17 protein-coding genes are annotated in these 25,784 nt (G+C 64.0%); 6 read left to right on the top strand and 11 right to left on the bottom strand.

The window, feature by feature from the left end:
* Window positions 1-27 precede the first annotated feature (27 nt).
* The 6 genes from J2X35_RS06230 to hutI form a co-directional block, all read right to left on the bottom strand.
* Window positions 28-1,806, bottom strand: coding sequence for a glucan ABC transporter ATP-binding protein/ permease (locus J2X35_RS06230; RefSeq protein ID WP_056109695.1), 1,779 nt, complete (start codon window positions 1,804-1,806; stop codon window positions 28-30).
* Between the two features lie 250 nt (window positions 1,807-2,056).
* Window positions 2,057-10,609 (bottom strand): GH36-type glycosyl hydrolase domain-containing protein, encoded by an 8,553-nt coding sequence (locus tag J2X35_RS06225; protein ID WP_310183033.1) that lies wholly within the window; start codon window positions 10,607-10,609, stop codon window positions 2,057-2,059.
* A 359-nt stretch (window positions 10,610-10,968) separates the two neighbouring features.
* Window positions 10,969-12,639, bottom strand: coding sequence for a urocanate hydratase (gene hutU, locus J2X35_RS06220; protein ID WP_310183031.1), 1,671 nt, complete (start codon window positions 12,637-12,639; stop codon window positions 10,969-10,971).
* A gap of 14 nt (window positions 12,640-12,653) precedes the next feature.
* Window positions 12,654-13,472: an N-formylglutamate deformylase gene (gene hutG, locus J2X35_RS06215; protein WP_310183029.1), complete on the bottom strand. Its 819-nt coding sequence runs from the start codon at window positions 13,470-13,472 to the stop codon at window positions 12,654-12,656.
* On the bottom strand, window positions 13,469-15,025 hold the full coding sequence (hutH, locus tag J2X35_RS06210) for a histidine ammonia-lyase (RefSeq protein WP_310183028.1): 1,557 nt from the start codon (window positions 15,023-15,025) through the stop codon (window positions 13,469-13,471). Before hutH ends, hutG begins: the two co-directional genes overlap by 4 nt.
* A complete protein-coding gene (gene hutI, locus J2X35_RS06205) occupies window positions 15,022-16,278 on the bottom strand; it encodes an imidazolonepropionase (protein WP_310183026.1) in 1,257 nt (418 codons plus the stop codon). The genes hutH and hutI overlap by 4 nt, the downstream gene beginning before the upstream one ends.
* Before the next feature lie 104 nt (window positions 16,279-16,382).
* Here hutI and J2X35_RS06200 point away from each other — a divergent pair, with 104 nt between their 5' ends.
* Together J2X35_RS06200 and hutC are read left to right on the top strand one after the other, a co-directional pair.
* Complete coding sequence (locus J2X35_RS06200) at window positions 16,383-17,738, top strand: formimidoylglutamate deiminase (RefSeq protein WP_310183023.1); 1,356 nt, start codon at window positions 16,383-16,385, stop codon at window positions 17,736-17,738.
* A gap of 16 nt (window positions 17,739-17,754) precedes the next feature.
* Window positions 17,755-18,495 carry a histidine utilization repressor gene (hutC, locus tag J2X35_RS06195; protein WP_310183020.1) on the top strand — a complete coding sequence of 247 codons (741 nt, stop codon included), beginning with the start codon at window positions 17,755-17,757 and terminating at the stop codon, window positions 18,493-18,495.
* A 135-nt stretch (window positions 18,496-18,630) separates the two neighbouring features.
* On the opposite strand, the gene J2X35_RS06190 is transcribed toward hutC, so the two are convergent.
* On the bottom strand, window positions 18,631-18,972 hold the full coding sequence (locus J2X35_RS06190; RefSeq protein ID WP_056109679.1) for a RidA family protein: 342 nt from the start codon (window positions 18,970-18,972) through the stop codon (window positions 18,631-18,633).
* 196 nt (window positions 18,973-19,168) lie between these two features.
* Here J2X35_RS06190 and aztA point away from each other — a divergent pair, with 196 nt between their 5' ends.
* The 4 genes from aztA (at window position 19,169) to J2X35_RS06170 (ending at window position 22,342) form a co-directional block, all read left to right on the top strand.
* Window positions 19,169-19,984 carry a zinc ABC transporter ATP-binding protein AztA gene (aztA, locus tag J2X35_RS06185; RefSeq protein WP_310183017.1) on the top strand — a complete coding sequence of 272 codons (816 nt, stop codon included), beginning with the start codon at window positions 19,169-19,171 and terminating at the stop codon, window positions 19,982-19,984.
* Window positions 19,984-20,859, top strand: a complete 876-nt coding sequence (gene aztB, locus J2X35_RS06180) for a zinc ABC transporter permease AztB (protein ID WP_310183014.1) — start codon at window positions 19,984-19,986, stop codon at window positions 20,857-20,859. The genes aztA and aztB overlap by 1 nt, the downstream gene beginning before the upstream one ends.
* Window positions 20,860-20,893: 34 nt before the next feature.
* Window positions 20,894-21,865: a zinc ABC transporter substrate-binding protein AztC gene (gene aztC, locus J2X35_RS06175; protein WP_310183012.1), complete on the top strand. Its 972-nt coding sequence runs from the start codon at window positions 20,894-20,896 to the stop codon at window positions 21,863-21,865.
* A 138-nt stretch (window positions 21,866-22,003) separates the two neighbouring features.
* The gene (locus tag J2X35_RS06170) at window positions 22,004-22,342 is read left to right on the top strand and encodes a TIGR01244 family sulfur transferase (protein ID WP_056109671.1); all 339 of its coding nucleotides are present in this window, start codon (window positions 22,004-22,006) and stop codon (window positions 22,340-22,342) included.
* Window positions 22,343-22,390: 48 nt separating this feature from the next.
* On the opposite strand, the gene J2X35_RS06165 is transcribed toward J2X35_RS06170, so the two are convergent.
* From J2X35_RS06165 to gatC, 4 genes are all read right to left on the bottom strand, one after another.
* Window positions 22,391-23,188 (bottom strand): YdcF family protein, encoded by a 798-nt coding sequence (locus J2X35_RS06165; protein ID WP_310183010.1) that lies wholly within the window; start codon window positions 23,186-23,188, stop codon window positions 22,391-22,393.
* Between the two features lie 239 nt (window positions 23,189-23,427).
* Complete coding sequence (locus J2X35_RS06160; RefSeq protein ID WP_310183009.1) at window positions 23,428-24,993, bottom strand: amidase family protein; 1,566 nt, start codon at window positions 24,991-24,993, stop codon at window positions 23,428-23,430.
* A complete protein-coding gene (locus J2X35_RS06155) occupies window positions 24,993-25,451 on the bottom strand; it encodes a GNAT family N-acetyltransferase (protein ID WP_310183008.1) in 459 nt (152 codons plus the stop codon). Before J2X35_RS06155 ends, J2X35_RS06160 begins: the two co-directional genes overlap by 1 nt.
* A gap of 5 nt (window positions 25,452-25,456) precedes the next feature.
* Complete coding sequence (gene gatC / locus J2X35_RS06150) at window positions 25,457-25,744, bottom strand: Asp-tRNA(Asn)/Glu-tRNA(Gln) amidotransferase subunit GatC (RefSeq protein WP_310183007.1); 288 nt, start codon at window positions 25,742-25,744, stop codon at window positions 25,457-25,459.
* Window positions 25,745-25,784 lie beyond the last annotated feature (40 nt).

Genomic DNA, 25,784 nt, shown 5'->3' with positions numbered 1-25,784 from the left:
GCTCTTTGATCGCGGGCTGCCCGAAGGTCAGGCAGCCGCGTCCTGAACCGGCGACAGGCGGCTGAGACGGCGGACCTCTTCGTCGTTGAGCAGGCCGCCGGCGCGCAGCAGCGAGGCAAAGCGGCCGTTGCGCAGCGAGAGCTCGGCGAAGCCGCCCATCTCGATGATCTTGCCCTTGTCCATGAACACGACGAGATCGGCATCGCGGACCGTCGTCAGACGGTGTGCAATGATGAACGTCGTGCGGTCACGGCGCAGATCGTCGATGGCCTCCTTGACGCGGCCTTCGGTTTCCACGTCGAGCGCGCTGGTCGCTTCGTCGAGCACCAGAATGGGCGAGTCCTTCAACACGGCGCGCGCGATGGCGATGCGCTGGCGTTCGCCGCCCGAAAGCTGGCCGCCACGCTCGCCGACGACCGTGTCATAGCCTTCGCTCTTGGAGAGGATGAAATCCTGTGCGACGGCGGCCTGCGCCGCGGCGTGGATATCCTCATAGTTGGCTTCGGCACGGCCGATACGAATGTTCTCCTCGATCGACCGGTTCAACAAGCCGGCGTCCTGGAAGACGGTGGCGATCGAATTGCGCAGCGACTTGCGGGTCACCGTGCGGGTGTCGATGCCATCGATCAGAATGCGGCCGCGTTCCGGGTTGTGGACACGCTGCAGCAAGTTGATGAGGGTCGTCTTGCCGGCGCCTGTCGGGCCGACAATGGCAACCGTCTGGCCGGCATGAACCTCGAAGGAAACATCGTCGACGCCCTGCCCCGAATTCGGGAACTCGAAGCCGACATTCTCGAAACGGACATGGCCGGTGACGTTGCCGAGGTCGCGCAGATCGGCAGGCTCGGCCTCATCGACGGCGGAATCCTCGAGCTTGTAGAAATCCTCGAGCTTGGCGCGGGCTTCGGAAATCTGGTTCACGAAGGCGGAGACCTGGTCGAGACGGGCGATCAGCAGCGTGGCAAAGCCGGTGAAGGCGATGACGTCGCCGATGCGCAGTTGGCCATGGGTGACCAGATAGGCGCCGATCAGCAGCACGACCATCATCGAGACCGTCGACGACAGCCGATGCATGGCGCTGGCGAAAGCCCACCAGTCGAGTACCGGATTCTGTGCGTTGAGAAGATCCTTCACGTAGCGCTTCAGCGTCTCGGTCTCGTGACCGATCCGGTTATAGCTCTGGAGGACGGCGACGTTGGAGACGGAGTCCGTCACGTGGGCGAACACGGTATGATAGTGACGCTCGACGCTCGCCTGCCCTTCCTTTGTCTTGCGCATGACAAGCCGGCCAATGCCGAAATAGAGCACGCCGAGAACCAGCAGCACCAGGGACATGCGGACGTCCAGCGCCAAGGCGGTCGGAATGAGCAGGACCAGCGCAACGGCGGTCGACAGATGCTGGCGCATGAATTCCAGCCACAGGCTGAACAGCGCTTCCACCGCGCGCAGCAGCGTGTGCAGGGAATTGGACGTGCCGCGGCGATGATGCCACGAGAGCGGCATGGTGATGACGCGCTCGAAGGAATCGCAAAGCACTTCCGTGCGGCGCTTGTGCGCGAAACGGTCGGCGCCACGGGCAACGAGGACAAAGGCGATGATGTTGAAGACACCCAGCCCGGCCCACATGGCCAGCGGTCCGAAGGCGCCGGTCTTGTCCGAAATCGCGTCGATGACGCGACCGAACATGATCGGCTCCAGGATGGTCACGACGGCAAGCGTTACGTTGGCCAGGCAAATAAAAGCGACCCGCTTCTTGTCAGAAGCGAGATAGCCCAGCGCTCTCCAGTATATTTGCAAAAGGGACACTCGGTTACTCCGCGTATCTTTCCATTGTGCAGTGCATCAATTCAGCGACTTCGTACAATTAGATAGGTCGCAAAACAATGGCAGCAGCCCCCAAGTGTTCCGATTCATCGTACAAAACATAACAACGCGCCGAAATCTGGCGTGATCCGGTAACGTTTTGAGAAAGCAGGTAAAATGTCAGGTCTAAGGCGAAATTGCGGCAGTTGCAGAGACTGCCGCAATTTTACTCATCCGTCCAGCCGCTGTGATTCTACCGCGGTATCGTGACGACGACTTCGCTGGAGACGCCCGCCTTGAGCTCGAAGCCTTGCGACTTCGTCTTCACCCCATCGACCTGGACCGAAATGGACTTGGCGCTCCTGGCGCGCTGGACCTTCACCGTGTACTGCGACCCCAACATGTTGAGGCGAACGGTATAGCCATCCCAATGGCTTGGAAGTCGGGGATTGAACTCGATCCGTTTGCCGTGCCGCTCGATTCCAAGAATGCCTTCCACCGCCGCGCGATAAAGCCATCCGGCCGACCCCGTGTACCAGGTCCAGCCGCCGCGTCCGCCCTTGTCCTGGCCGGAATAGATGTCGGCTGCCACCACGAACGGTTCGACGCGGTAGTGCTCGGCCGCGGCCTCGTCGAGGGCATGGTTGACCGGGTTCAGCATGCAGAAGCAGCGATAGGCGTCGTCTACCCGCCCCATTTCGGCCAGGGCAATGACAAACCACGTCGCGGCATGCGTGTATTGCCCGCCATTCTCGCGGACGCCCGGAGGATAGCTCTTGATGTAGCCGGGGTCCTTGTCGGTCTTGGAGAAGGGCGGCGTGAACAGCTTGACGATCTTGAGCTCGTCATCGACGAGCATCTTCATCGCCTCCTGCATGGCGGTCTGCGAGCGGGCGGGATCGCCTTCGCCGGACAGGACGCTCCAGGACTGGGCGATGGAGTCGATCTTGCATTCGTCCGAGGTTCGCGAGCCGAGCGGCGTACCGTCGTCGAAGCTGCCGCGCCGGTACCATGCGCCGTCCCAGGCCGTGTTCTCCAGCGCCCGCTTGAGCAGGCCGGCATGTTTTTCCCATGCCTGCGCGTGCCTGGCGTCACCCTGGGCCTGGGCGATCGGCGCGAAGTCGCCGAGCGTCCTGAGCAGGAACCAGCCGAGCCAGACGCTTTCGCCCCTGCCCTCCTCGCCCACCCGGTTCATGCCATCGTTCCAGTCGCCGCCGAGGATGAGCGGCAGGCCGTTGTCACTGGTGCGCTCCATGGCGAGGTCGAGCGCGCGTGCGCAATGCTCGTAGATCGTGGCGGTCTTCTTCGACACTTCCGGCGTGAAGAAGGAATCGTGCTCTCCTTCAGCCAGAGGTTCTCCCTCAAGGAAAGGCAGGCTTTCCTTCAGCAACGCCTTCTCGCCCGTCACAGAAATGTAGCGTGCTACCGCATGGGCAAGCCAGACCACGTCGTCGGAGATCATCGTGCGCACGCCGGCGCCGGTGCGCGGCAGCCACCAATGCTGCACGTCGCCTTCCTTGAACTGCCGCTTGGCGGCGTTGATGATCTGCTCGCGCGCCAGCGTCGGATCATGGGCAAGCAACGCCATCGTGTCCTGAAGCTGATCGCGGAAGCCGAAGGCGCCGCTGGCCTGGTAGAAGGCCGAGCGGGCGCGTATGCGGCAAGCCAGGCTCTGGTACGGGAGCCAGTGATTGACGACGGCGTCGAGCGCCTTGTCCGGCGTTTCGACCTGGATCGTATCGAGGAAGCCGCGCCAATCCTGCTCGTTCTCGGCAAGGCGTTCGTCGAAATCCTTTGCCCGGTGCTTTTTGACCAGGTCACGCGCTTCCTCAATGGAAGCCGCATCGCCGAGAAGCCACAGGACGGTTACGTCGCCGCCGGCCGGAACCTCCACGTCACGCGCGAGCGCCGCGCAGGTATCTTCGCCGGCATCGGTGCGGCCGGATAGGGCCGCGCCCGCGTTAACGGCCTGTGGCATCCGGCTGCTGCCATGCCTGCCGAGAAATTCCCGCCGGTCGCTCGTATAAGACTGCAAATCCCCGTCGGTCGCCAGGAAGGCGATGCGTTCGCCAAAGTCGAGATCGTAGGGGTTTTGCGCCAGAACGGCGCCGGCGGTCTTATCGAACGACGGCACGATCGTCGCGGCGGTCTTGGAGCGATGAATGCCGAGAACCCATTCGGCATAGGCGTAGACGCGCAACTTCGCCGGCGTCGAACCGGAGTTCTGGATCCTGAGCCGGGAAACCTTCACCGGATCGGCGGGATCGACCACATGGGTCAGGTCCATCGACAACGGGCCGCGTTTCGACCGGAAGGTCGAGAAGCCCTGGCCGTGCCACGTCTCGTAGACCATGCCGGGATCGCGGACGACGCAGGCCAGCGGCGAGAACGCCTTGCCGCTCGCCAGATCGTGGATATAGATGCCCTCGCCCGGCCTGTTGGTGACCGGGTCGTTGGACCATGGCGTCAACTGGTAGTCGCGGCTGTTGCGGCTCCAGGTGAAGGCGGCTCCTTCCGCCGAGACATGGAAGCCGAAAGCGGCGTTCGAGATGACGTTGATCCATGGCTGGGGCGTGGTGCGGTTTCCCGTCAGCCGCGTCACATAATGGCGTCCGTCGCCTTCGAAGCCGCCGTAACCGTTCCAGAAATTCAGCCCTTTGCCCCCTTCGGGCAGGCTCTCCAGCGCCGGCTCCTGAATGGCTGGACGCTTCTCCTGGTCACGTGCGGACGGGCGGGGCGTTTCACCGTCCCTCGCCTGCAGCGCGGCAGCCTCCGCCCGTTCTATCTGGTCGAAAATGGTTCCGTTACGGGTATGGAGCACCACGCGGGCGACGGCGAGCAGGGTCTTGTAGGTCGGCTCGTCCATGAGGTCGCGGCGCACGGCGAAGATGTGCTGGCGGGGCCCGAGTTCCTTGCCCCGCAGCCGGCTGTTCTCGCACAGCGATTCAATCGCCTGCTGCAGGTCCTGGACATAGGAAGACGCCTGCTCGTTGACGATGACAAGGTCCGCCGTCATGCCGCGCGTGCGCATGTATTCCTGGAAGCGCAACGCCTGAGCGACGATTTCAAGGTCGGCGACGTCTGCTATCCGCACCGCGAAGATCGGAAGATCGCCCGAAATGCTTGTCGGCCAGAGGCTCGATTGCTTGCCGAGCCCGGAAGCGATCGATTCCGGCGGCAAGCGCAGGAAAGGATCCGGATAGATCAGGTAGCGGGCGAGCTTCTGGACGTTCGCGGCGTCCGTCAGCGACAGCCCGACATGGCGCGTCTGCACCTGCGACCGCGTCCATGCGAGCATGGCCTGGCGGGCGAAGCTCTCGGCATGATCGAGCCGCCCCACCGCCTCTTCAAGTTCGGCGCGGTTCGAACCGACGACCGTCCAGAAGACCAGCGATATCTTCTTGTTGGCCGGCACCCGCACTCGCCGCCGCAACGATGCAATCGGGTCAAGCGTGAAGCCGGCTGTGCCGCTGAGCTTGGCGCCGCTGTCGAAGGCCGCGGCATTGTCCAGCGTCCGCCCGGCGCCGATGAAGGCGCGGCGGTCGGTCTCGGCCTCCGTATCGCGCGCCTGGCTCGACGGGTCCGTCACGAAGTGGACGGCAGCGATGTCCGGCTCGCTGGTTTCGCGCTTGCGGCGATAGGCGAAGATGGCGCTGTTGTCCGGCTCGATCTCGGTCTCGATGAACATTTTCGAGAAAGCCGGATGCCCATTGTCGGACACCTCCGACCCAAGCACCAGTTCGGCGAAGGACGTCACCTCGATATGCCGGTCGGTGGCGCCGTCGTTGGACAGGGTGACGCGCCGGCCCTCACCATTGCCTTCCGAAATGACGATGCACTCGATCTCGGAACGCAGCGAGCCGACGCTCTTGATGAAGCTTGCCTTGTCATCGGAGAACAGGGTTTGCGTCGCCTCGTTCTGCGCCTGCTTCGGCTCGACGGTGGCCGACCACCAGTCGCCGGTTTCAACGTCGCGCAGGAAAATGTAGGACCCGAGCTTGTCTTCCGTAGGGTCCGGCTGCCAGCGCGTGACAGCCAGTTCGCCGAAGCGGCTGTATCCGGAGCCGGTGGCACTCAGCATCACCGAATAACGGCCATTCGACATCAGGCTGGTCGAGCGCAAGGCCCAGGCCGGATCGAGAATGATGCGGGTATCCGGGCTCTGCGGCTCGAGATCGTTCTTGGCGGTGCGGTCGTCGGCTTCCGTTCGAATGGTCGCGATCGGAATGTCGCGCGGCGCCTTTTCCTGCAGCAGCAGTTCGGCCGACTCGATGACCGGATCGCTGTGGAACCGATCGCGCAGGCGGCCCTCGAACACGGCGTCGGCAACAGCCGCAATCGACATGCCGGAGTGGTGGGCCATGTAGTTCAGCACGACAGCGTGGTCCGTGCCCTCGGGCACGCGTTGCGGCGTGTAGTCGACCGCGTCGTAGTAGCCGTGGCGTCCCAGTGCGCCGACGTCTTTCAGGCGCTTCAGATTGGCGACGGCTTCCCGGGGCATAAACTGGGCCGCCAGAACCGTGGCGTAGGGCGCAATCACGGTGTTCTGGCCAAGGCCGCGTTTCAGTCCGAGGCCGGGCACGCCGAAATTGGTGTATTGGTAGGTCAGTTCCCGGTCGCGGGCATTGTAGGCGGCTTCCGAAATGCCCCACGGCACGTTCTTGGAGCGGCCATATTGCATCTGCCGTTTGATGACGAGCTTGCTCGTCTGGTTGAGAATGCTGCCTTGCGGCTCCTTCATCACCAGTGGCGGCATCAGATATTCGAACATCGAGCCGGACCAGGACATCAGCGCGCCCTGGAAGCCGATCTCGACGATGGGACGGCCGAGCCGGAACCAGTGCTCGGTCGGCAGATCCCCCTTGGCGATGGCGAAAAGACTGGTGAGGCGCGCCTCGGAGGCGAGGAGATCGTAACAGCTCTCATCGAGCTGGTGCTCCTCGACCCGGTAGCCGATGGACAGCAGCTTGCGCTCCTGACGCAGCAGGAACGAGAAATCCATCTCGAAGGCGAACTGACGGGCTCGCTCCCGCAAGGCCAGAAGCTTCGTGCGCAGCGCCTCGACAGCCTTGTGATCGCTGTGGGCGTCGTGGACATGGGCCTCGCACACGGCTTCCAGCCGGCCGGCCCAGTCGACGATGATGTCGCTCAGCGTCGAGTTCACCTCGGTGTCGATCGCGGCGGCGAGCTTGCGGATTTCGCCAGCCAGGACGGCAAGGTTGATGGTGCGGATGGAGGCCATTTCCGGCTGCGCCTTGATGGTCTGCACCGCGCGGCGCATGCCGTCGATCCGGTCGGTCAGGCGCTTGCGCAGCGGTCGCAGCTGGCGGCGGTCGTCGGGCAAATCTTCGAGGCTCTCTTCAAGGATGGCGACCGTATCGAGGACGCCTTCGAAATCGCCATGCAGATGGACGGAAGGCGCTTCGGCCCATTCGGCGCAGGCGGCTGCGACGGCCACCAGATGTCCAGCCAGATTGCCGCTGTCGACACTGGAAATGTAAAGCGGATAAAGCGGCTTGAGCGTCGTGGTGTCGTACCAGTTGTAGAGATGGCCGCGGCTTCTTGGCATTCCCTCGATGGTCGACAAGGTCGCTTCGATACGCCCGACGGCGTCCGACATGCTGATCCACCCGAAGTCGCGGGCGGAAACGACCGAAAGCAGGTACACGCCGATATTGGTCGGCGATGTGCGCGGCGCCACGACGGGCGTCGGGCTTTCCTGGAAATTATCCGGCGGCAAATGATGATGTTCCGCCGTCACGAACGTTTCGAAATAATGCCAGGTCCGCCGGGCGACGACGCGCAATGCGTGCATGTCCTTCGGAAACAGATGCAGGCGATCCTCGGTCTCCGCTGACCGGCTGATCAGCCAGGCGAAAGCCGGCGATCCGACCCAGAACAGCGCGAAGAAGAAGGCGACGAAAGCGCCGGTGGAATCCGCCAGGACCGGGATCGCCAGCCCGACGACGCCAATGATGACCGCGCCGTACATAAGTCCGTAGTAGGAGCCGAAATCGTTGCCGCCCTTCTGGGCCTGCGACGCGGTCCGCCATTCGAGCAGGTTCTTGCGGCTGACAAGGAGGCGGTAGAGCGTGCGGATGATGGCGTCGACCATCATCCATGCCGAATGGGCCATCAGCACGACCTTGAGCGCCACCATGGCGGTTCCGAATGCGACGTCATGCGCCAGCGCGGTGAAATGGCCGCGCGGCGTGGCATCCGTGCTCTTCGGTACGATGGCGTTGATGATGTCGAAGGTCGGCGCCATGAACAGCGAAAGGATCAGAAGCGCCTGCCACTGCGCTGCCTGCGTGAACGGAAGCAGCGACCAGCCGGCAATCGAGGCCATCACCCAGAAGATGGGGGTCAAGGAACGGCGAAGATTGTCGACCATCTTCCAGCGCGAAAGCGCCGGTACGCCGGAGCGCGGATTGAGGATGAAGCCGAGCAGCTGCCAGTCTCCGCGCGCCCAGCGATGCTGGCGCGAGGCATCGACGGAGTAGCGCGTCGGGTAGTCCTCGACGAGCTCGACATCGGTCACCAGCGCCGAGCGGGCCAGAGCGCCTTCCAGCAGGTCGTGGCTGAGGATGGTGTTTTCCTCGATCCTGCCCTTCAGCGCCGCCTCGAAGGCGTCGACATGATAGAGACCCTTGCCGGTGAACGAGCCGTCACCGAACACGTCCTGATAGAGATCGGAAACGGCGAAGACGTAAGGATCGAGACCGCGGTTGGCCGAGAAAACGCGCTGGAAGAACGACGCTTCGTCGCCTGTCGTCAGCGACGGGGTGATGCGCGGCTGCAGGATCGTGTAGCCGGAGGTAACGGCATTGTGGCCAGGGTTCAACTTCGGACTGTTGAGCGGATGGCGCAGCTTGCCAACCAGCCTGACGACGGCGTCGCGGGTCGTGCGCGTGTCGGCATCGAGCGTCATCACGTATTCGACATGCTCGGGCAGCGGCGCATCGAGCGGCATGAAGGTTGTGTCGCTGTCGCCGCGCAGCAGCAGGTTCAATTCGTGCAGCTTGCCGCGCTTGCGTTCCCAGCCCATCCAGGTGCCCTGGCTGGCATTGAAAAGCCTGCGCCGATGCAGAAGATGGAACAGCGGCGCGCCTTCCTGCGGATAACGCGCATTCAGCTTGGCGATCTGCTCACGGGCGAACTGCAGGATTTCATTGTCGGTGGCGTCGATCTCGGCTTTGCTGTCCGGCCAGTCCGACAGCAGCGCGAAATAGAGTTCGCCGGAAGCATTCGCCAGGTGGTGGACCTCGATGTTGCGGATGCTCTCTTCGACATCGTCGCGCGAGCCGATGAGCGACGGCACGACGACCAGCGTGCGCGCTTCCGCCGGGACCCCATCCTTGTATTCGTAGCCGACAAGGCGGGTCGGCTTCAGGAACAGCAGCACGATCGTGTTGAAGAAGGCGAGAGCGCCTTCACTGGCGGGGACCGCGAAAAGGACCAGCATCAGAGTGATGGCCGGAAGCGGCAGCCCCAACGTTGCAAGAGCATTTCCGGACAGCCAAAGCAGCAAAACGGTGAGAGCAAAGACCGGCACCACGATGCCCAGCCAGCCAGTGCTGCGGAACGAGCGCTGGATGCGAGTGCCAATCGTCGGCCGGTAGCGGATGGCCTTTTCAAGGTCCAGCCGGCGGGGGCCAACGACGAAGAAACCGACATCGACAAGATGGGCCCCTTCCGATGCGGCTTCATCCTGGGGTCCGCTCATGGCATAGCCGGCGAGTTCGGTGGCCTTCTCGGCCACCTCGTACTCGGAGCTGTCGGAATGCCGGGCAAGCTCTTCGATCTCGGTGCGATATTGATCGCGCGACGCGAAATCGAGGGCGCTGAAATTGGTGCGCTCGCGCAGCAGCGCGTCGATCCGGCTGACATCCTCGAACCAGACCGTCCAGTCGATGTCGTTGATGAGCCGCAGGCCGCGAACGATGTTGCCGGTGGTGACGTTGCCGCTGGAAAGCGTCTGATGCTCGCCAATGATGATCTCTTCGGCGTCGGAACCGGATTTTTCCAGCTCGTCCTCGAGCCATTCCAGCGCCCGCCCGGCATTCTGGGAACCATCGCGTAGCCGATACAGCAACTGTGTCGCGAATGTCGTGTCACGCGCATGCGCCTGGTAAGGGCCAAGCAGAGCCCGGTCGTCGTCGTCACGAACGCTCAGGACCTTGTCCGCCACATCGTTGGCGATCTGCCGCATGTCACGGGAGCGCGCCACCCTCACTGCCAGCCGGCGCAGGTTTTCGATCAGCACGAAGCGCAACAGCGACGGCAGAGCCCATATTTCGCCGATCTTCATCGGCTGCACGGATTGGAAGCCCTCGACGATCGACTTGAACATCTGCGCCGACATCGAACTGTCGGAATGCGCGACATAGACCCATGCCAGGGCCAGCGCGCGCGGCATGGTCGCGCCGTTGGCGAATTTGAGAACCGGGAGTTGCTTGTAGAAACGGCGCGGAAGATCGCGCTTGATCTGATAGACCGTTTCCTCGATCAGATAGTTGTTGTCCAGGAGCCACTGGGCCGCCGGCGTGATCGTCTCGCCCCTGCCCTGCGCCGCATTCGTGGTGACGTAGACGTCCTGGATTTTTCTGGCGTTGTCGCGGATGCGCGTCTGAAAATCGACAGGCTCGAAACCTGCGATTTCAGCGATTTCACCGCGCGCCAGCTGCTCGCCCAGGCTGCGCAGCCGATCCTCGGGCAGAAACTGCAAGCGAATCGGCTCGTCGGTGGCGGCGGGAAAATTGGCGCCGGTGCGTTCCACGGCCGCGGGACTGGTTTGAATATTCATCAATTAATCCATTGGGCGGGATGCAGCCCAACCCTCATTGCGGGCTGCGTTTGCGAAACCGATCCACAAAAGATTGGTTGCATCAGACGCTGTCCGAACCGGGTTGCTTCACACATTTCCAAGAACAATAGCAGGCGTTGCCCCACCGACAACCTCCGCTGCGATGCCTCGCACAAAACCGAGGGGATCGGAAGGCACGGATTCGGGCTTTTTCGTGATTTCCCCCGCGGCCTGCGACCTTATCGATCCGATCTGGCGGTAACGATTGGCAAACGGCTTTAATTCTTTGATTTCCTTGCCTTCACGCAGAAGGTGGATGCCGTGCGGCGGGACGCGTCATATATCGGCAGCGTGCGGAATCACGTGAGGATACCGGGAAGGTTCAAATGGTGATCCTTCGCGCATTCGATGGCATCGCCGTAGCCGGCATCGGCATGGCGCATGACTCCGGTCGCAGGATCGTTCCACAACACCCGTTCGAGTCGCCGCGCCGCGTCATCCGTGCCGTCGGCGCAAATGACCATGCCGGAATGTTGCGAAAAACCCATGCCGACGCCGCCGCCATGATGCAGCGACACCCAGGTTGCGCCGGACGCGGTATTGAGCAGCGCGTTGAGCAGCGGCCAGTCGGACACGGCGTCCGAGCCGTCCTTCATCGCTTCCGTCTCGCGATTTGGCGACGCCACCGATCCTGAATCGAGATGGTCGCGGCCGATGACGACCGGCGCCTTCAATTCACCGCTGGCGACCATCTCGTTGAAGGCCAGCCCGAGCCGGTGGCGGTCGCCGAGCCCGACCCAGCAGATGCGCGCCGGCAGGCCCTGGAACTTGATGCGTTTTTGCGCCATGTCGAGCCAGTTGTGCAGATGATGGTTGCCAGGCGTCAGTTCCTTGACCTTGGCATCGGTCTTGAAGATGTCCTCCGGATCGCCCGACAGCGCCGCCCAGCGGAACGGCCCGATGCCGCGGCAGAACAGTGGCCGGATATAGGCCGGCACGAAGCCAGGGAAATCGAAGGCGTCCTCCACCCCCTCTTCCAGCGCCATCTGGCGGATGTTGTTGCCGTAGTCGACCGTCGGCACGCCCACGCGGTGGAAGTCGAGCATGGCGCGCACATGGGTGGCCATCGATTTCTTCGCCGCCTTGGTGACGGATTTCGGGTCGCGTTCGCGCTTCTCCTCCCATTCCGCCACCGTCCAGCCTTGCGGCAGATAGCCATTGACGGGGTCATGCGCCGAGGTCTGGTCGGTGACGGCATCCGGCCTGACGCCGCGCCGCACCAGTTCGGGGAAGACATCGGCGGCATTGCCGAGCAGCGCCACCGACACGGCCTTCTTGTCCCTGCCGGCGCGGTCGATGATCGCCAGCGCGTCGTCGAGGTCCTTCGCCTGCACGTCGACATAGCCAGTCTTCAATCGCATCTCGATGCGGCTCGCCTGGCATTCGACGGCAAGGCAGGAGGCGCCGGCCATGGTGGCGGCAAGCGGCTGCGCCCCGCCCATGCCGCCGAGGCCGGCAGTCAGGATCCAGCGGCCGGAAAGGTCGCCGCCATAATGCTGGCGGCCAAGTTCGACGAAGGTCTCGTAAGTACCCTGCACGATGCCCTGCGAGCCGATGTAGATCCATGACCCGGCGGTCATCTGGCCGTACATCATCAGGCCCTTCCTATCGAGGGCGTTGAAGTGATCCCAGGTCGCCCAGTGCGGCACGAGATTGGAGTTGGCGATCAGCACGCGCGGCGCATCCTTGTGAGTGCGGAAAACGCCGACCGGCTTGCCGGACTGGACGAGCAGGGTCTCGTCCGCCTCCAGCGCCTTCAACGCGCCGACGATGCGGTCGAAGCTTTCCCAATCGCGCGCCGCCCGGCCGATGCCGCCATAGACGACCAGTTCGCCCGGCTTTTCCGCCACCATCGGGTCGAGATTGTTCATCAGCATCCGCAGCGGCGCTTCGGTCAGCCATGACTTGGCGCTGAGTTCCGTGCCGGTCGCGGCGCGGATGGTGCGGGCATTGTCGATGCGGGTGGTCATGATCCCTCCGATTGTCAGTCCCGCGCCCAGGCCGCCGCGGTTTCCAGTATCCCGGTCAGCGTCGCCCGGATCGGCGCGGCGAAGCCGGCGTCGAAGGCAGGGGGCCAGTTGTCCGGCGTGCTTGGCCCTGCCGGTTCGCGCATGTAGCCGCGGCAGGACAGCTCCATCTGAAGGGCGTGCACGCCGTTTTCGGGCCGGCCATAATTGCGGGTGATCCAGCCGCCCTTGAAGCGGCCGTTGACCACGAAGCTTTCGCCCGTCCGGGCCATGATCGCCGTTACCCGTTCCTGCAGCACCGGATCCGCGGTCTTGCCGTCGTTGGTGCCAAGATTGAACACCGGCAGCGTGCCATCGAACAGGCGCGGCAGCACCGAACGGATGGAATGACAATCGTAGAGCACGATCTTGCCATGGAAACCGCGCAGCCGGTCGATCTCGGCCTGCAGGGCCTCGTGGTAAGGCGCGAAATAGGCGACCCTGCGCCGGTCGATCTCGGCTGGGTCCGGTTCGCCACCCGGGCGATACAGCGGCAGGCCTTCGAAGGTCTCGGTCGGGCAGAGACCGGTGGTCGTCTGGCCGGGATAGAGCGAAGCGCCGGAAGGGTCGCGGTTCACGTCGATCACACTGCGCGAAATCGCGGTGCGCACGACAGTCGCGCCCTGCCCGGCAGCGAAATCATAGAGCTTCTCGATCCACCAGTCGGTGTCGCACCGCGCGGTCCATTCCGAGGCAAACCGGCTTTCCAGCCCGGCCAGGTCGATGCCGGTATGCGGGATCGACACCAGCAAAGGCGCATCGCCGCGGGTGACGGTGAGAAAGGGCGCCTCGTTCATGACGCCGCCTCCGCCATTCCCGGCAATTTCACCGCACCTGCGGCCTTCACCAGCGCCCCTGCCCGGACCATGCCGATCGCCTTTTCCATGTCGGGATGGAAATGCCTGTCTTCTTCCAGATGCGGCACGCTCCTGCGCAGCAACTGGCGCACGGCCTCAAGCGACGCGCTGGAAGCCAGCGGCGCATGGAAGTCGCAGCCCTGCGCGGCGGCCAACAACTCGATGCCGATGACCGCCGTGGCATTCTCGATCATGCCGATCAGCCGCCGCGCCCCATGGGCGGCCATGGAAACATGATCTTCCTGATTGGCCGAGGTCGGGATCGAATCGACCGAGGCCGGGTAGGCCTTCTGCTTGTTTTCCGAGACAAGGGCCGCCGCCGTCACCTGGGGGATCATGAAGCCGGAGTTCAGACCGGGCTTTGGCGTCAGGAAAGCAGGCATGCCCGACAGCGCCGGATCGACCAGCATGGCAATGCGCCGTTCCGACAGCGAGCCGATTTCGCAAACGGCGAGCGCGATCATGTCTGCGGCAAAGGCCACCGGCTCGGCATGGAAATTGCCGCCCGACAGCGCCGTATCGTCCCCAAGGCCGCTGGCCGGGAAGATCAGCGGGTTGTCGGTGACGCCGTTGGCTTCCGTTTCCAGCGTATCGGCGGCCTGGCGCAGTACGGTGAGCGCCGCGCCCATTATCTGTGGCTGGCAGCGCAGGCAGTACGGATCCTGCACCCGCTCGTCCCCGACCCTGTGTGATTCGCGGATGGCGCTGCCCGCCATCAGATTGCGCAGCGCCTCCGCGGTCTCGATCTGGCCGCGATGCCTGCGAAGGAGATGGATGCGTGGATCGAACGGCGCGTCCGAGCCCTTGGCCGCATCGGTGGACAGCGCGCCCGTTATCAAGGCCGACTGATAGAGATTTTCCGCCTCGAACAGGGCCGCCAGCGCATAGGCGGTGGAGAATTGCGTGCCGTTGAGAAGCGCCAGTCCCTCCTTGGCCCCAAGTGTCAGCGGCTCCAGTCCATGCGAGACGAAGGCGACCTTCGCCGGCACGCGGCCATGCGGGGTGAAGCACTCGCCGACGCCGATCATGGCGGCGGTCATGTGCGCAAGCGGGGCAAGATCGCCCGAAGCACCGACGGAGCCTTGCGCCGGCACAGCCGGAATGACGTCGGCGGTCAGCATCGCCTCCAACAGCGCGACCGTGCGCGGCTGGACGCCGGAAGCGCCTTGTGCCAGCGACGCCACCTTCAGCGCCATCATCAGCCGCGCCACCGGCACGGGCATCGGCTCGCCGACGCCGGCGGCATGGCTGAGCACGATGTTGCGCTGCAGGGTTTCGAGGTCGGCTGCTGGAATGCGCACGCTGGCCAGCTTGCCGAAGCCGGTGTTGATGCCATAGACCGGCTCGCCCCTGGCGACGATGCGGGCGACGGCCTCCGCGCTCGCCTCGATCCGCGGCCGGCAGGCATCGTCCAGCCTCGGCGTCGCGCCGCGATAGATGGTGCGCCAGTCGGCCAGCGTGGCATTGCCGAGATTGAGGATGACGTCTGTCACATTCCCCTCCAGATGCGGGCATGGAGCGGGTTGAAGCCCATGCGATAGACGAGCTCGGCCGGCGCTTCGACGTCCCAGATGGCGAGGTCCGCCCACTTGCCGGCTTCCAGCGTGCCGGTCTCGGCTCCAAGTCCCAGCGCCCGCGCGGCCTCGCGCGTCACGCCGGCAAGACATTCTTCCACGGTCATGCCGAACAGCGTCGCGGCCATGTTCATGGTCAAGAGCAGCGAGGTGAGCGGCGAGGTGCCGGGATTGCAGTCGGTGGCGACCGCCATCGGCACGCCATGCTTGCGGAACAGATGCACCGGCGGCTTCTTCGTCTCGCGGATGAAGTAATATGCGCCGGGCAGCATGGTCGCCACGGTCCCAGCCTTGGCCATCGCGGCAGCGCCGTCCTCGTCGGCGTATTCGAGATGATCGGCCGACAGCGCGCCATAGCGGGCGGCGAGTGCGGCGCCATGCAGGTTGGACAGCTGGTCCGCGTGCAGCTTCACCGGCAAACCAAGTTCTTTCGCCTTGTCGAACAGGCGCGCGATTTGCTCAGGCGAAAAGGCGATGCCTTCGCAGAAACCGTCGACGGCGTCGGCCAGTTTCTCCACAGCAATCGCGCGAATATTGTTCCTGACTATGGCTTCGACGTATGCGTCTTTGTCGGCATATGGCGCAGTACCGGGCATCGGCGGCAGGTTGGCTGGAAATGCATGAAGTGCGAGGTAGGTGGTCACCACTCTAACCGGACGCAGGTCACCCAGCCGTCTGGCAGCACGCAGCGACATGCGTTCATGCATGTGATTCAGCCCGTAGCCCGACTTGATCTCGACCGTGGTGACGCCCTCGGCCATCAGCGCATCGAGGCGCGGCAGCGATTGCGCCACAAGTTCGTCCTCGCTGGCGGCGCGCAGCGCCCGGACCGACGAAACGATGCCGCCGCCCGCCTTCGCGACCTCTTCATAAGTCGCCCCGGCAAGCCGCATCTCGAACTCGTTGGCGCGATTTCCGGCATGGACGAGATGGGTGTGGCAGTCGATCAGCCCCGGCGTGATCCAGCGGCCTTCGCAGTCAATGGTTTCCGCACCTGCTGGCGCGGAGGGCATGTCCGCTTCAAGACCGGCGTAAACGATGCGGCCGTCTATGGCGACGATCGCCCCGTTCTCGACAAGACCGAGCCCCGGCAGAGAGGCTGACAGGGTGGCCAGCCGCGCATTGCGCCAGACCTTGCCCCCTGCCCCTGCGTTCGACTGTCCGGCTGCCATTCCGACACTTCCCTTTGCTGCTATTATGTATATACATATGAGAACGAAGCACAAGCGGCATTGCAGCGCGCTGTCGCCGTCGGTGGAAAAACCGGGAGGCCAAGGTGAAGGCGATCTTTGCGGACCAGGCACTGCTTTCCGGCGGCTGGCGGCAGCGCGTGCGGATCGGTGTCGAAGCGGGGACCATCACGGACCTGCAGCCCGACGCATCGCCCCTGCCCGATGACGAGCGCCACGCCATCGTCCTACCCGGCATGCCCAACGTTCACAGCCATGCGTTCCAGCGCGCGATGGCCGGACTTGCCGAAACGCGCGGCCCCGGCGCCGATACGTTCTGGACCTGGCGCGAGACCATGTATCGCTTTGCCCTGACGATGACGCCCGACCATGTCGAGGCAGTCGCGGCGCAGCTTTATGTCGAGATGCTGGAGGCCGGCTTTTCGCGGGTCGGCGAGTTCCATTATCTCCACCATGACCGCGATGGCGGTCCCTACGCCAACATCGCCGAGATGGCCGAACGCATCGCCGCCGCCGCCAGCGAGACCGGCATCGGGCTGACCCTCCTGCCCTCGTTCTACGCGCACTTCACGTTTGGCGGGACAACCCCGAGCGAAGGTCAGCGGCGTTTCATCAATGGTATCGAAGGTTTCGGCGCACTTCTGGAAAAGTCGAAGCAGGCGGTGCGACATTTGGACGGCGCATTGGTCGGCATCGCGCCGCACAGCCTGCGGGCCGTCACACCGGACGAACTGAAGCAGGTCGCGGCTCTATCTCCGAAGGGGCCGATCCACATCCATGCCGCCGAACAGGTGAAGGAAGTCGAGGATTGCATTGCCTGGTCGGGCGCGCGCCCGGTGCAGTGGCTGCTGGACAATGCCGGCGTCGATTCCCGCTGGTGCCTCATCCACGCGACGTACATGTCGGAGTCCGAGACCGCCACGCTCGCCAGAAGCGGCGCGGTCGCCGGCCTGTGCCCGATCACCGAGGCCAGTCTCGGCGACGGCATCTTCGACGGCCAGGGCTTTCGGGAACAGGGCGGCCGCTTCGGCATCGGCTCGGATTCGAACGTCCTCATCGGCGTCGCCGACGAATTGCGTCAGCTCGAATACGCGCAGCGTCTTGCCAGCCGCACGCGCAACGTCCTTGCCTCGCCCGGCCAATCGAACGGACGCGCGCTGTTGGACGCGGCCTTGGCGGGAGGAGCACAGGCATTGGGCGTGCCCGCTTCAACTCTGGCAGTCGGAGCGCCGGCCGATTTCATCGCCCTGGATGCCAGCCGCCCTTCCCTCGCCGGTAAATCGGGCGACGCCATTCTCGATTCCTGGATATTCGCCAACGGCGCGGCGGTCGATTGCGCCTGGGTTCGCGGCAGGAAACTGGTCAGCAACGGCCGCCATATTCGCCGAGAGCCGATTGCGCGACGCTTCCGCGCCGTCATGATGCAGCTTGGCGGCAACTGAACGAGAATCGGCAGCGATGGACGGGATCGGCAAGACCATGGCGGAAACCGCTGTTTCGCTGCACCAGCGCATTCTGTCCGACATCAGCGAGCGCATCCTGTCGGGTGAATGGGCGCCGGGCCACCGCATTCCTTTCGAACATGAACTCGGCATCCAGTACAATTGCTCCCGCATGACGGTGAACAAGGCGTTGTCGCAACTGGCAAAGGCGGGCCTCATCGAGCGCCGCCGCCGTTCAGGCAGCTTCGTGCGCCAACCCCAGGCACAGGCTGCGGTGCTGGAAATCCACGACATTCGCACCGAAGTCGAAGCGCTGGGCCTGCCCTACCGCTACGAGCTTCTATCGGCGGACCGACGCCGCGCTACCGGGGAAGACCGGGGCCTTCTCGGCCTCGACGCGGTCGCGCCGCTGGTGGCGCTGCAATGCCGGCACTTTGCCGGCAAGCGGCCATTCTGCCATGAGAGGCGGCTGATCAATCTGAGCGCCGTGCCGGATGCCGCCGCGGAAAGTTTCGCCGCGGCCGCACCGGGTCCGTGGCTGCTCGACCGCGTCCCGTGGAGCGCAGCCGAACACCGCATCAGCGCCATCGCCGCAGACGGCGACCTGGCGCTTGCGCTGGAAATTCAGGCCGGATCGCCCTGCCTGGTGATCGAGCGGCGGACATGGAACGCCGAACGGCCGGTCACCCATGTGCGCTTCGCTTACCCGGCGCAGAGCCACAGCCTGGTCGCCCGGTTTACGCCCAGCCAGGGATAGCTTTCTTCTCCCCGTTTACGGGGAGAAGATGCCGGCAGGCAGATGAGGGGCGGCGCCAGGATTTGGCGGACTCGCACCGCCCCTCATCCGGCCCTTCGGGCCACCTTCTCCCCGAAAACGGGGAGAAGGAATGAACTAAACCGCGGCCGTCACGATGATCTCGACCAGATACTCGGGCGCGGCCAGCTTGGCCTCGCCGGTGGCGCGGGCGGGCGTATTGCCCTGCGGCGCCCAGACATCCCATTCCTTGTTCATCTCGGCGAACTGGCCCATGTCGGAGAGCCAGATGATGGCCTGCAGGATCTTGGTCTTGTCCGAACCAGCCTTGGCAAGCAACTCGTCGATCTGCGCCAGCACGGCTTTCGTCTGGGCTCCGACGCCATCGCCCTTGGCGACCTGGCCGGCGAGATAGACGGTATTGCCATGGATGACGGCCTGGCTCATGCGGGGACCGACATCGATACGACGAATGCTCATTTGCAACTCTCCTTCTTGGTGAATGCGTCTCTTTAGAAGTGGCGGATGGTGGCGGCAAGGCATCATGCGCGCGCCGTTCCCCGCAATGCCGTCCATGCCGACCTGAAAAGAGGGCACGAGCACAACAGCACGATTGACAAATGTAATAACATCACATACGCCCTCACCGCTGCCGGACAATCCTCAGGACCGATCGATGACCCAAGCCTGCCTGACGTTCCGCGACCTGACGCTGGGCTACAACAGCCATCCGGCCGTGCATCACCTGAACGGCAGCGTCAGCAAGGGTTCGCTGACGGCGGTGGTCGGCGCCAATGGTTCGGGCAAGTCGACGCTCATGAAGGGCATCGTCGGTGTTTTGAAGCCGATGGCCGGCGCGATCCTCAAGATGGAGGGCGCGCGGACCGCCTATCTGCCGCAGCAGTCCGAACTCGACCGCTCCTTTCCGGCCCGCGTCGTCGATCTCGTCTCGCTCGGTCTCTGGCCGAGACGCGGACTGCTTGGACGCCATACTGCCGAGGACCGCGAATCCGTCGGCAAGGCGCTGGCGGCTGTCGGACTGGAGGGCTTCGAAAAACGGCCGATCGACACGCTGTCCGGCGGGCAATTGCAGCGGGCCTTGTTTGCGCGCGTGCTCGTCCAGGACGCTGACCTGATCCTGCTCGATGAGCCGTTCAACGCCGTCGACGCCAAGACGGTCGGCGATCTCATCGCGCTCATCAAGCGGTGGCATGGCGAGGAACGGACGGTGATGGTCGTGGCGCACGACCTCGAACTGGTTCGGCAGAATTTCCCGGAAACGCTGCTGCTGGCGCGCCAACCCGTCGCCTGGGGTGGCACGGCCGAGACGCTGCGTGCGGACAATCTTTTGCGGGCGCGGCGCTTTCACGAAGCCTGGGAAGACGATGCGCCGTGGTGCGAGGCGGACGACCATGCCGCCGATGGTCACGGAGAACATGGCCATGGCGATCATTCCCACCACGGGCAGGATCACGGGCCGAGGGCGGCCTGATGCAGCCCGTTTATGATTTTCTCATCGCGCCATTCGCCGACTTCGCCTTCATGCAGCGTGCCCTGTTCGGTTCGCTGATGCTGGCGCTCGGCGCCTGCCCGGTCGGCGTCTTCCTGATGCTGCGTCGCATGAGCCTGTCCGGCGATGCGATGGCCCATGCGATCCTGCCCGGGGCCGCCGCCGGCTTTCTCCTCTTCGGGCTGGAAATCATGCCGATGACTATCGGCGGCATCATTGCCGGCGTCATCGTGGCGCTGGGCGCCGGCGCGGTGTCGCGTTTCACCATCCAGCGCGAGGATGCCTCGATGGCGGCGTTGTACCTGATATCGCTGGCGATCGGCGTGCTGATGGTGTCGATCCGCGGATCGAGCGTCGACCTCATGCATGTGCTGTTTGGAACCGTGCTGGCGCTCAACGGCGAAGCGCTGGCCCTGATCGCCGGCGTGGTGGTCGTCACGCTGGCGACCCTTGGCGTGTTCTGGCGCGGTCTTGTCGCCGAATGCCTCGACCCGCTTTTCCTGCGTTCCGTCAGCCGCATCGGCAGCCCGATCCACTTCATCTTCCTGGGGCTGGTCGTGCTCAATCTCGTTGCCGGCTTCCAGGCGCTCGGCACGCTGTTGTCCGTCGGGCTGATGATCCTGCCCGCCGCCGCCGCGCGCTTCTGGACCGTGCGGGTCGAGCCGATGTGCGTGCTGGCCGTCTGCATCGGCTTTGCCTCATGCGCTGCCGGCTTGCTCATTTCCTATCACGCGTCCCTGCCCTCCGGGCCTGCGATCATATTGTCGGCGGGCGCGGTCTATGTTGCGTCGATCCTTTTCGGAACCCGCGGCCTGCTTGGCGCACGCGTGGCCCACCACCGTCACAGGACGGCCTGATCCAAGCTCTGATTGTTGCAAAGGAGAAATCTCGATGCTGAAGCCCCTTCGTCACGCCTTGCAGGTGACTGTTATAACATTAACGGCCCTAGCCGCTCAGCCGGCGCTGGCCGAACCGCTGAAGGTGGTGGCGAGTTTTTCCATCATCGGCGACTTCGCCCGCAATGTCGGAGGCGACCGCGTCGCCGTCACGACGATCGTCGGGCCGGATGGCGACGCCCATGTGTACGAGCCCAGCCCGGCCGATGCCGTGGCGATGGCCTCGGCCGGGGTCGTGCTGGTCAATGGCCTGCATTTCGAAGGTTTCCTGCAGCGTCTGGTGGAAGCAAGCGCGACGAAAGCTTCGATCGTCGAACTGACCAGGGGCGTGAAGGCGATCGAGTTCAAGCCGGAGTTCGCTGAGGAAGAGGAAGGCAACGCCAAGGCCGAACATCACGACCACGACCAAGCTTCGCATGAAGGTCACGACCACGGTCCCGTCGATCCACATGCGTTCCAGTCGGTGGCCAATGCGAAGATCTATGTCAGCAACATCGCCGACGCGTTCTGCAAGGCGGACGCCGCCGGTTGCGACAGTTACAAGGCGAATGCGTCGGCCTATATCCAGAAGCTCGACGCTCTCGAGGCCGAAATCCATGCCGCCATCGACGCCATTCCGCTCGAAAAGCGCGTGGTCATCACCTCGCACGACGCCTTCGGCTATTTCGAGCATGAATACGGCCTGACCTTCCTGGCGCCGCAAGGCGTCTCGACCGATGCCGAGCCGTCGGCAGCCGACGTCGCCAGGCTGGTCGAACAAATTCGGGCGGACAAGGCAGCGGCGATTTTCGTGGAGAACATCACCAACCCGCGCCTGATCGAACAGATCGCCAGCGAGACCGGCATCAAGGTGGGCGGCACGCTCTATTCCGACGCGCTGTCACAGCCCGGTGGGCCGGCCTGCACCTACATCGACATGATGCGCAACAACATCGCCCAGATCAAAGGCGCCATCCAGGGCAGTTGATCGGGCCGGCGCCCGCCCATATTTGAGTGATGTGGCCGCTGCGATCGCGGCGGCCACATCCCCGGAGCGATCGCAGGTTGCAGCGTTGCTTTTGCGGTGGCACAACATCGGCAACAGAAAAGCATTGCGAGGCGAGCCATGGAATACCGTCAGATCACCGAGGACTATGTGGTTTCGCCGCAGATCCAGCCGGGCGACGTCGCGGCGATCAAGGCCGCGGGCTTCAAGAGCATCATCTGCAACCGCCCGGACGACGAACAGCCCGGCCAGCCGTCGCACGATGCCGTTCAGGCCGAGGCGGAAAAGGCAGGACTGGAATTCCGCTTCATTCCGGTCATCAGCGGCCAGATCACCCCGGATCAGGTGGCTGAACATGCCGATGCCATGGAAAGCCTTCCAGGGCCGATCTTCGCCTATTGCCGCACCGGTACGCGCAGCACCAACTTGTTCGCCATGGTCGACGAAGCGAAGGGCTGAGAATTTACCGGAGTGCTTCGAAGGCGTGACGCCCCTGCCCGGTTTTGACTATTCGTCCGGGCCGGGAAACGGCGAATCACTCTTGCCCGACATCCAATAAGCCAAAAGCCCGATCCATTCGCGAACGGCGAGCGTCGCGTTGTCGAGTGAGTCCGTCGCGTTGTCCTGCAGCAGGCCGAAACCCTCGCGGCCCGAGGTGCGGTAGTCCACCGGCCATGGCACGGTCGGAAAGCCGGCCTTGTCGAACAGCGCCTTCGAACGCGGCATGTGAAACGCGGAGGTGACGAGCAGCCATGTCTCGCCGGGTTTCGGGGCAACCATTTCCCTGGTGAAAACAGCGTTCTCATAGGTGTTGCGGGACTTGCCCTCGAGAACGAGGCGCTCAGGAGCGATGCCGAGACCCGCCAGCAAACGGCTGGCGGCATAGGTGTCGGCCTCGCCCGTCAGCAGGAGGCCTTCGGCGCCACCGGAGATGACGATTTTTGCGTCTGGATAGCGCCGTGCAAGCACTGCTGTCTCGACGATGCGGTCGCCGGCCCGATTGAGATCGTACCTGCCGCGCGCCAGATTGATGGAGGCCTCGAAGCCGCCGCCGAGCATGACGATCCCGTCAACCTTTTGCGGCGGAACCGGACGCGGAAAGCGCTCCTCCAGCGGGCCGAGCAGGAGCGACCCGAGAGAGGTCCAGACGCAAAGGACCAGAATGACGCAAGCGAGCGTCGTGCCCGCGATCATCCATCGCATCCTGCCCAGCAAGGCGGCCGCCAATCCCGCGAAAAGCAGGAAGATGACCAAATTTATCGGCTGGATGAAAAACCAGATGATTTTCGAAAGGTAGAAGAACATCTTGTTGGTGCGTCCTTCGAGGCTCGCTCCGCTCGCACCTCAGGATGAGGGAGGCTGGCGTAATTTCGACCAGTCTTCCGGAGAAATATGATCAGTCGCTCAGAGAGCGACATCCAGACTTTCTTCAGCCCCAGAAGTGTTCTTCATCGCCTTCTTTCCAGTGCCAGTGTTTGAACGCGTATCGAAGTACCAGCCGCCCTCATCCTGAGGTGCGAGCAAAGCGAGCCTCGAAGGACGCACTACCACCATTTCTCCGGCTGGAACCGGCCCGCCGCCTGTTCAATGACATAAGCGGTCTGAAAGAGTGTTTCCTCGTCGAACGGCCGCCCGATCAGCTGGAGGCCTAGCGGCAGGCCGTTGGCGTCGAGGCCGGCGGGGACGGCGATGCCCGGCAGGCCGGCCATGTTCACCGTCACGGTGAAGATGTCGTTGAGGTACATCTTCACCGGATCGGCGTTCATGTCCTCGTCGGCGATGCCGAAGGCGGCCGACGGCGTCGCCGGCGTCAGGATGACATCGACGCCCGCGGCGAACACGTCCTCGAAATCCTTCTTGATCAGCGTGCGCACTTTCTGCGCCTGCAGATAGTAGGCATCGTAGTAGCCGGCCGACAGCACATAGGTGCCGATCATGATGCGGCGCTTGACCTCGTCGCCGAAGCCAGCGGCACGGGTCTTTTCGTACATATCGATGATGTCTTTGCCCGGCACGCGCAGGCCGTAGCGGACGCCATCATAGCGCGCGAGGTTCGAAGAAGCCTCCGCCGGCGCGACGATGTAATAGGCCGGCAGGGCGTATTTCGTGTGCGGCAGCGAGATTTCGACGATCTCGGCGCCGGCATCCTTCAGCCAGGCAATGCCCTTCTGCCACAGCGCCTCGATCTCCTGCGGCATTCCCTCGATGCGGTATTCCTTCGGAATGCCGACCTTCATGCCGCGAACCGGCCGGCCGAGCGCCGCCTCATAGTCCGGCACCGGAAGGTCGACCGAGGTGGTGTCCTTCGCATCGACGGAGGCCATCGACTTCAACAGGATCGCCGCGTCGCGCACGTCACGCGCGATCGGCCCGGCCTGGTCGAGCGAGGAGGCAAAGGCGACGACGCCCCAGCGCGAGCAGCGGCCATAGGTCGGCTTGATGCCGACCGTGCCGGTGAACGCTGCCGGCTGGCGGATCGAGCCGCCGGTGTCGGTCGCGGTCGCGCCGGCGCACAGGAATGCCGAGACGGCCGCCGCCGAGCCACCGGATGAGCCGCCCGGCACCAACTGCGCATTGTCGAGTGTGCGCGACTCCGCGGCGCCGCCAGGAGAAACAAATCCACCCTCGTCCTTGCGCGCCGCAGGCATCACCGTCGTGTCAACGCGGGAGCGCCGCCACGGGTTTACCACCGGGCCGTAGTAAGAGGTTTCGTTGGACGAGCCCATGGCGAACTCGTCCATGTTGAGCTTGCCGAGCATGACGGCGCCGTCCGCCCACAGGTTGGAGGTGACCGTCGATTCGTAGCGCGGCTTGAAGCCGTCCAGCACATGGCTGCAGGCCTGCGTGTGAACGCCTTCGGTGCCGAACAGGTCCTTGATGCCGAGGGGGATTCCTTCCAGGTTTCCCGCTTCGCCTTTGGCCAGCCTGGCATCCGACGCCTTTGCCATGTCGCGCGCCTTGTCGTGGGTGACGGCGACGTAGGCATTGAGCGCCGGATTGGCGCGGTCGATCGCGGCCAGATAGGCGTCGGTGATCTCGGCCGCCTTGATCTCCTTGCCTTTCAGCTTGGAGCGGGCTTCGGCAATGGTCAGGCTGGTCAAATCGGTCATCAGGCTAGCTTCTTCTCGTAAAACACCGACCACTGCGTGTCCGGGTAGTCCAGAATCGGACCGCAACGGCGAAAGCCGGCGCGCTCATATACAGTCCAGGCGGCGGGATGGCGGTCGCCCGTCTCGAGCACGAGTTGCCCGAGCTCTTCCCGCCTCGCCAACGCTTCTATTTGTTCGACGATCAACGCACCGATCCTGCGGCCGCGATGCGACGGGCGCGTGTACATGCGCTTGACCTCGCCGATGCCGTCGCCGTGCCGCTTCAGCGCGCCGCATCCGACAGCTTGCCCATCCTCGCGTGCGACAAAGACGGTCGTGCTCCCGTCGGCCATCTGCTCGACGGTCAGATGATGGCAGAATTCGCGCGGCGTCAGCGCCATCAGCGCCTCGTTCAACTCCGAGACCAGCGTTCTCACATCGTCCTGCAAGGGGCTTTCGACGGCGATCTCGATCGCCATGACGCTCACTCCACAACCTTCGGCACGAGAAAGAAGTTCTCTTCCGTGGCCGGCGCGTTGGCGACGACGTCGGCGGCCTTGCTGCCGTCGGTGACGACGTCCTGCCGCTTCTTCATCTCCATCGGCGTCACCGAGGTCATCGGCTCGACGCCGGAGACGTCGACCTCGTTGAGCTGCTCGACGAAGCCCAGGATCGCATTGAGTTCGCCGGTCATGCGCGCGGCATCATCTTCGCTCACCGCGATGCGGGCTAGGCGAGCGACGCGCTTAACGGTCTGGAGATCGACTGACATTCTCTATTGCCTCGGGAAACCTTGCCCGCGCTATAGCCGC

The sequence above is a fragment of the Mesorhizobium sp. BE184 genome (genome assembly GCF_031457045.1).
Classification (GTDB): domain Bacteria; phylum Pseudomonadota; class Alphaproteobacteria; order Rhizobiales; family Rhizobiaceae; genus Mesorhizobium.
This window is presented reverse-complemented; position numbering and strand designations above follow the sequence as displayed.

Coding starts and splice junctions, on each gene's coding strand:
- J2X35_RS06225 (WP_310183033.1), bottom strand. CDS start 10,609: ATGAATATTCAAACCAGTCCCGCGGCCGTGGAACGCACCGGCGCCAAT.
- hutU (WP_310183031.1), bottom strand. CDS start 12,639: ATGACCACCCGCATCGACAATGCCCGCACCATCCGCGCCGCGACCGGC.
- hutG (WP_310183029.1), bottom strand. CDS start 13,472: ATGAACGAGGCGCCCTTTCTCACCGTCACCCGCGGCGATGCGCCTTTG.
- hutI (WP_310183026.1), bottom strand. CDS start 16,278: ATGGCAGCCGGACAGTCGAACGCAGGGGCAGGGGGCAAGGTCTGGCGC.
- hutC (WP_310183020.1), top strand. CDS start 17,755: ATGGACGGGATCGGCAAGACCATGGCGGAAACCGCTGTTTCGCTGCAC.
- J2X35_RS06190 (WP_056109679.1), bottom strand. CDS start 18,972: ATGAGCATTCGTCGTATCGATGTCGGTCCCCGCATGAGCCAGGCCGTC.
- aztA (WP_310183017.1), top strand. CDS start 19,169: ATGACCCAAGCCTGCCTGACGTTCCGCGACCTGACGCTGGGCTACAAC.
- aztB (WP_310183014.1), top strand. CDS start 19,984: ATGCAGCCCGTTTATGATTTTCTCATCGCGCCATTCGCCGACTTCGCC.
- aztC (WP_310183012.1), top strand. CDS start 20,894: ATGCTGAAGCCCCTTCGTCACGCCTTGCAGGTGACTGTTATAACATTA.
- J2X35_RS06170 (WP_056109671.1), top strand. CDS start 22,004: ATGGAATACCGTCAGATCACCGAGGACTATGTGGTTTCGCCGCAGATC.
- J2X35_RS06165 (WP_310183010.1), bottom strand. CDS start 23,188: ATGTTCTTCTACCTTTCGAAAATCATCTGGTTTTTCATCCAGCCGATA.
- J2X35_RS06160 (WP_310183009.1), bottom strand. CDS start 24,993: ATGACCGATTTGACCAGCCTGACCATTGCCGAAGCCCGCTCCAAGCTG.
- J2X35_RS06155 (WP_310183008.1), bottom strand. CDS start 25,451: ATGGCGATCGAGATCGCCGTCGAAAGCCCCTTGCAGGACGATGTGAGA.
- gatC (WP_310183007.1), bottom strand. CDS start 25,744: ATGTCAGTCGATCTCCAGACCGTTAAGCGCGTCGCTCGCCTAGCCCGC.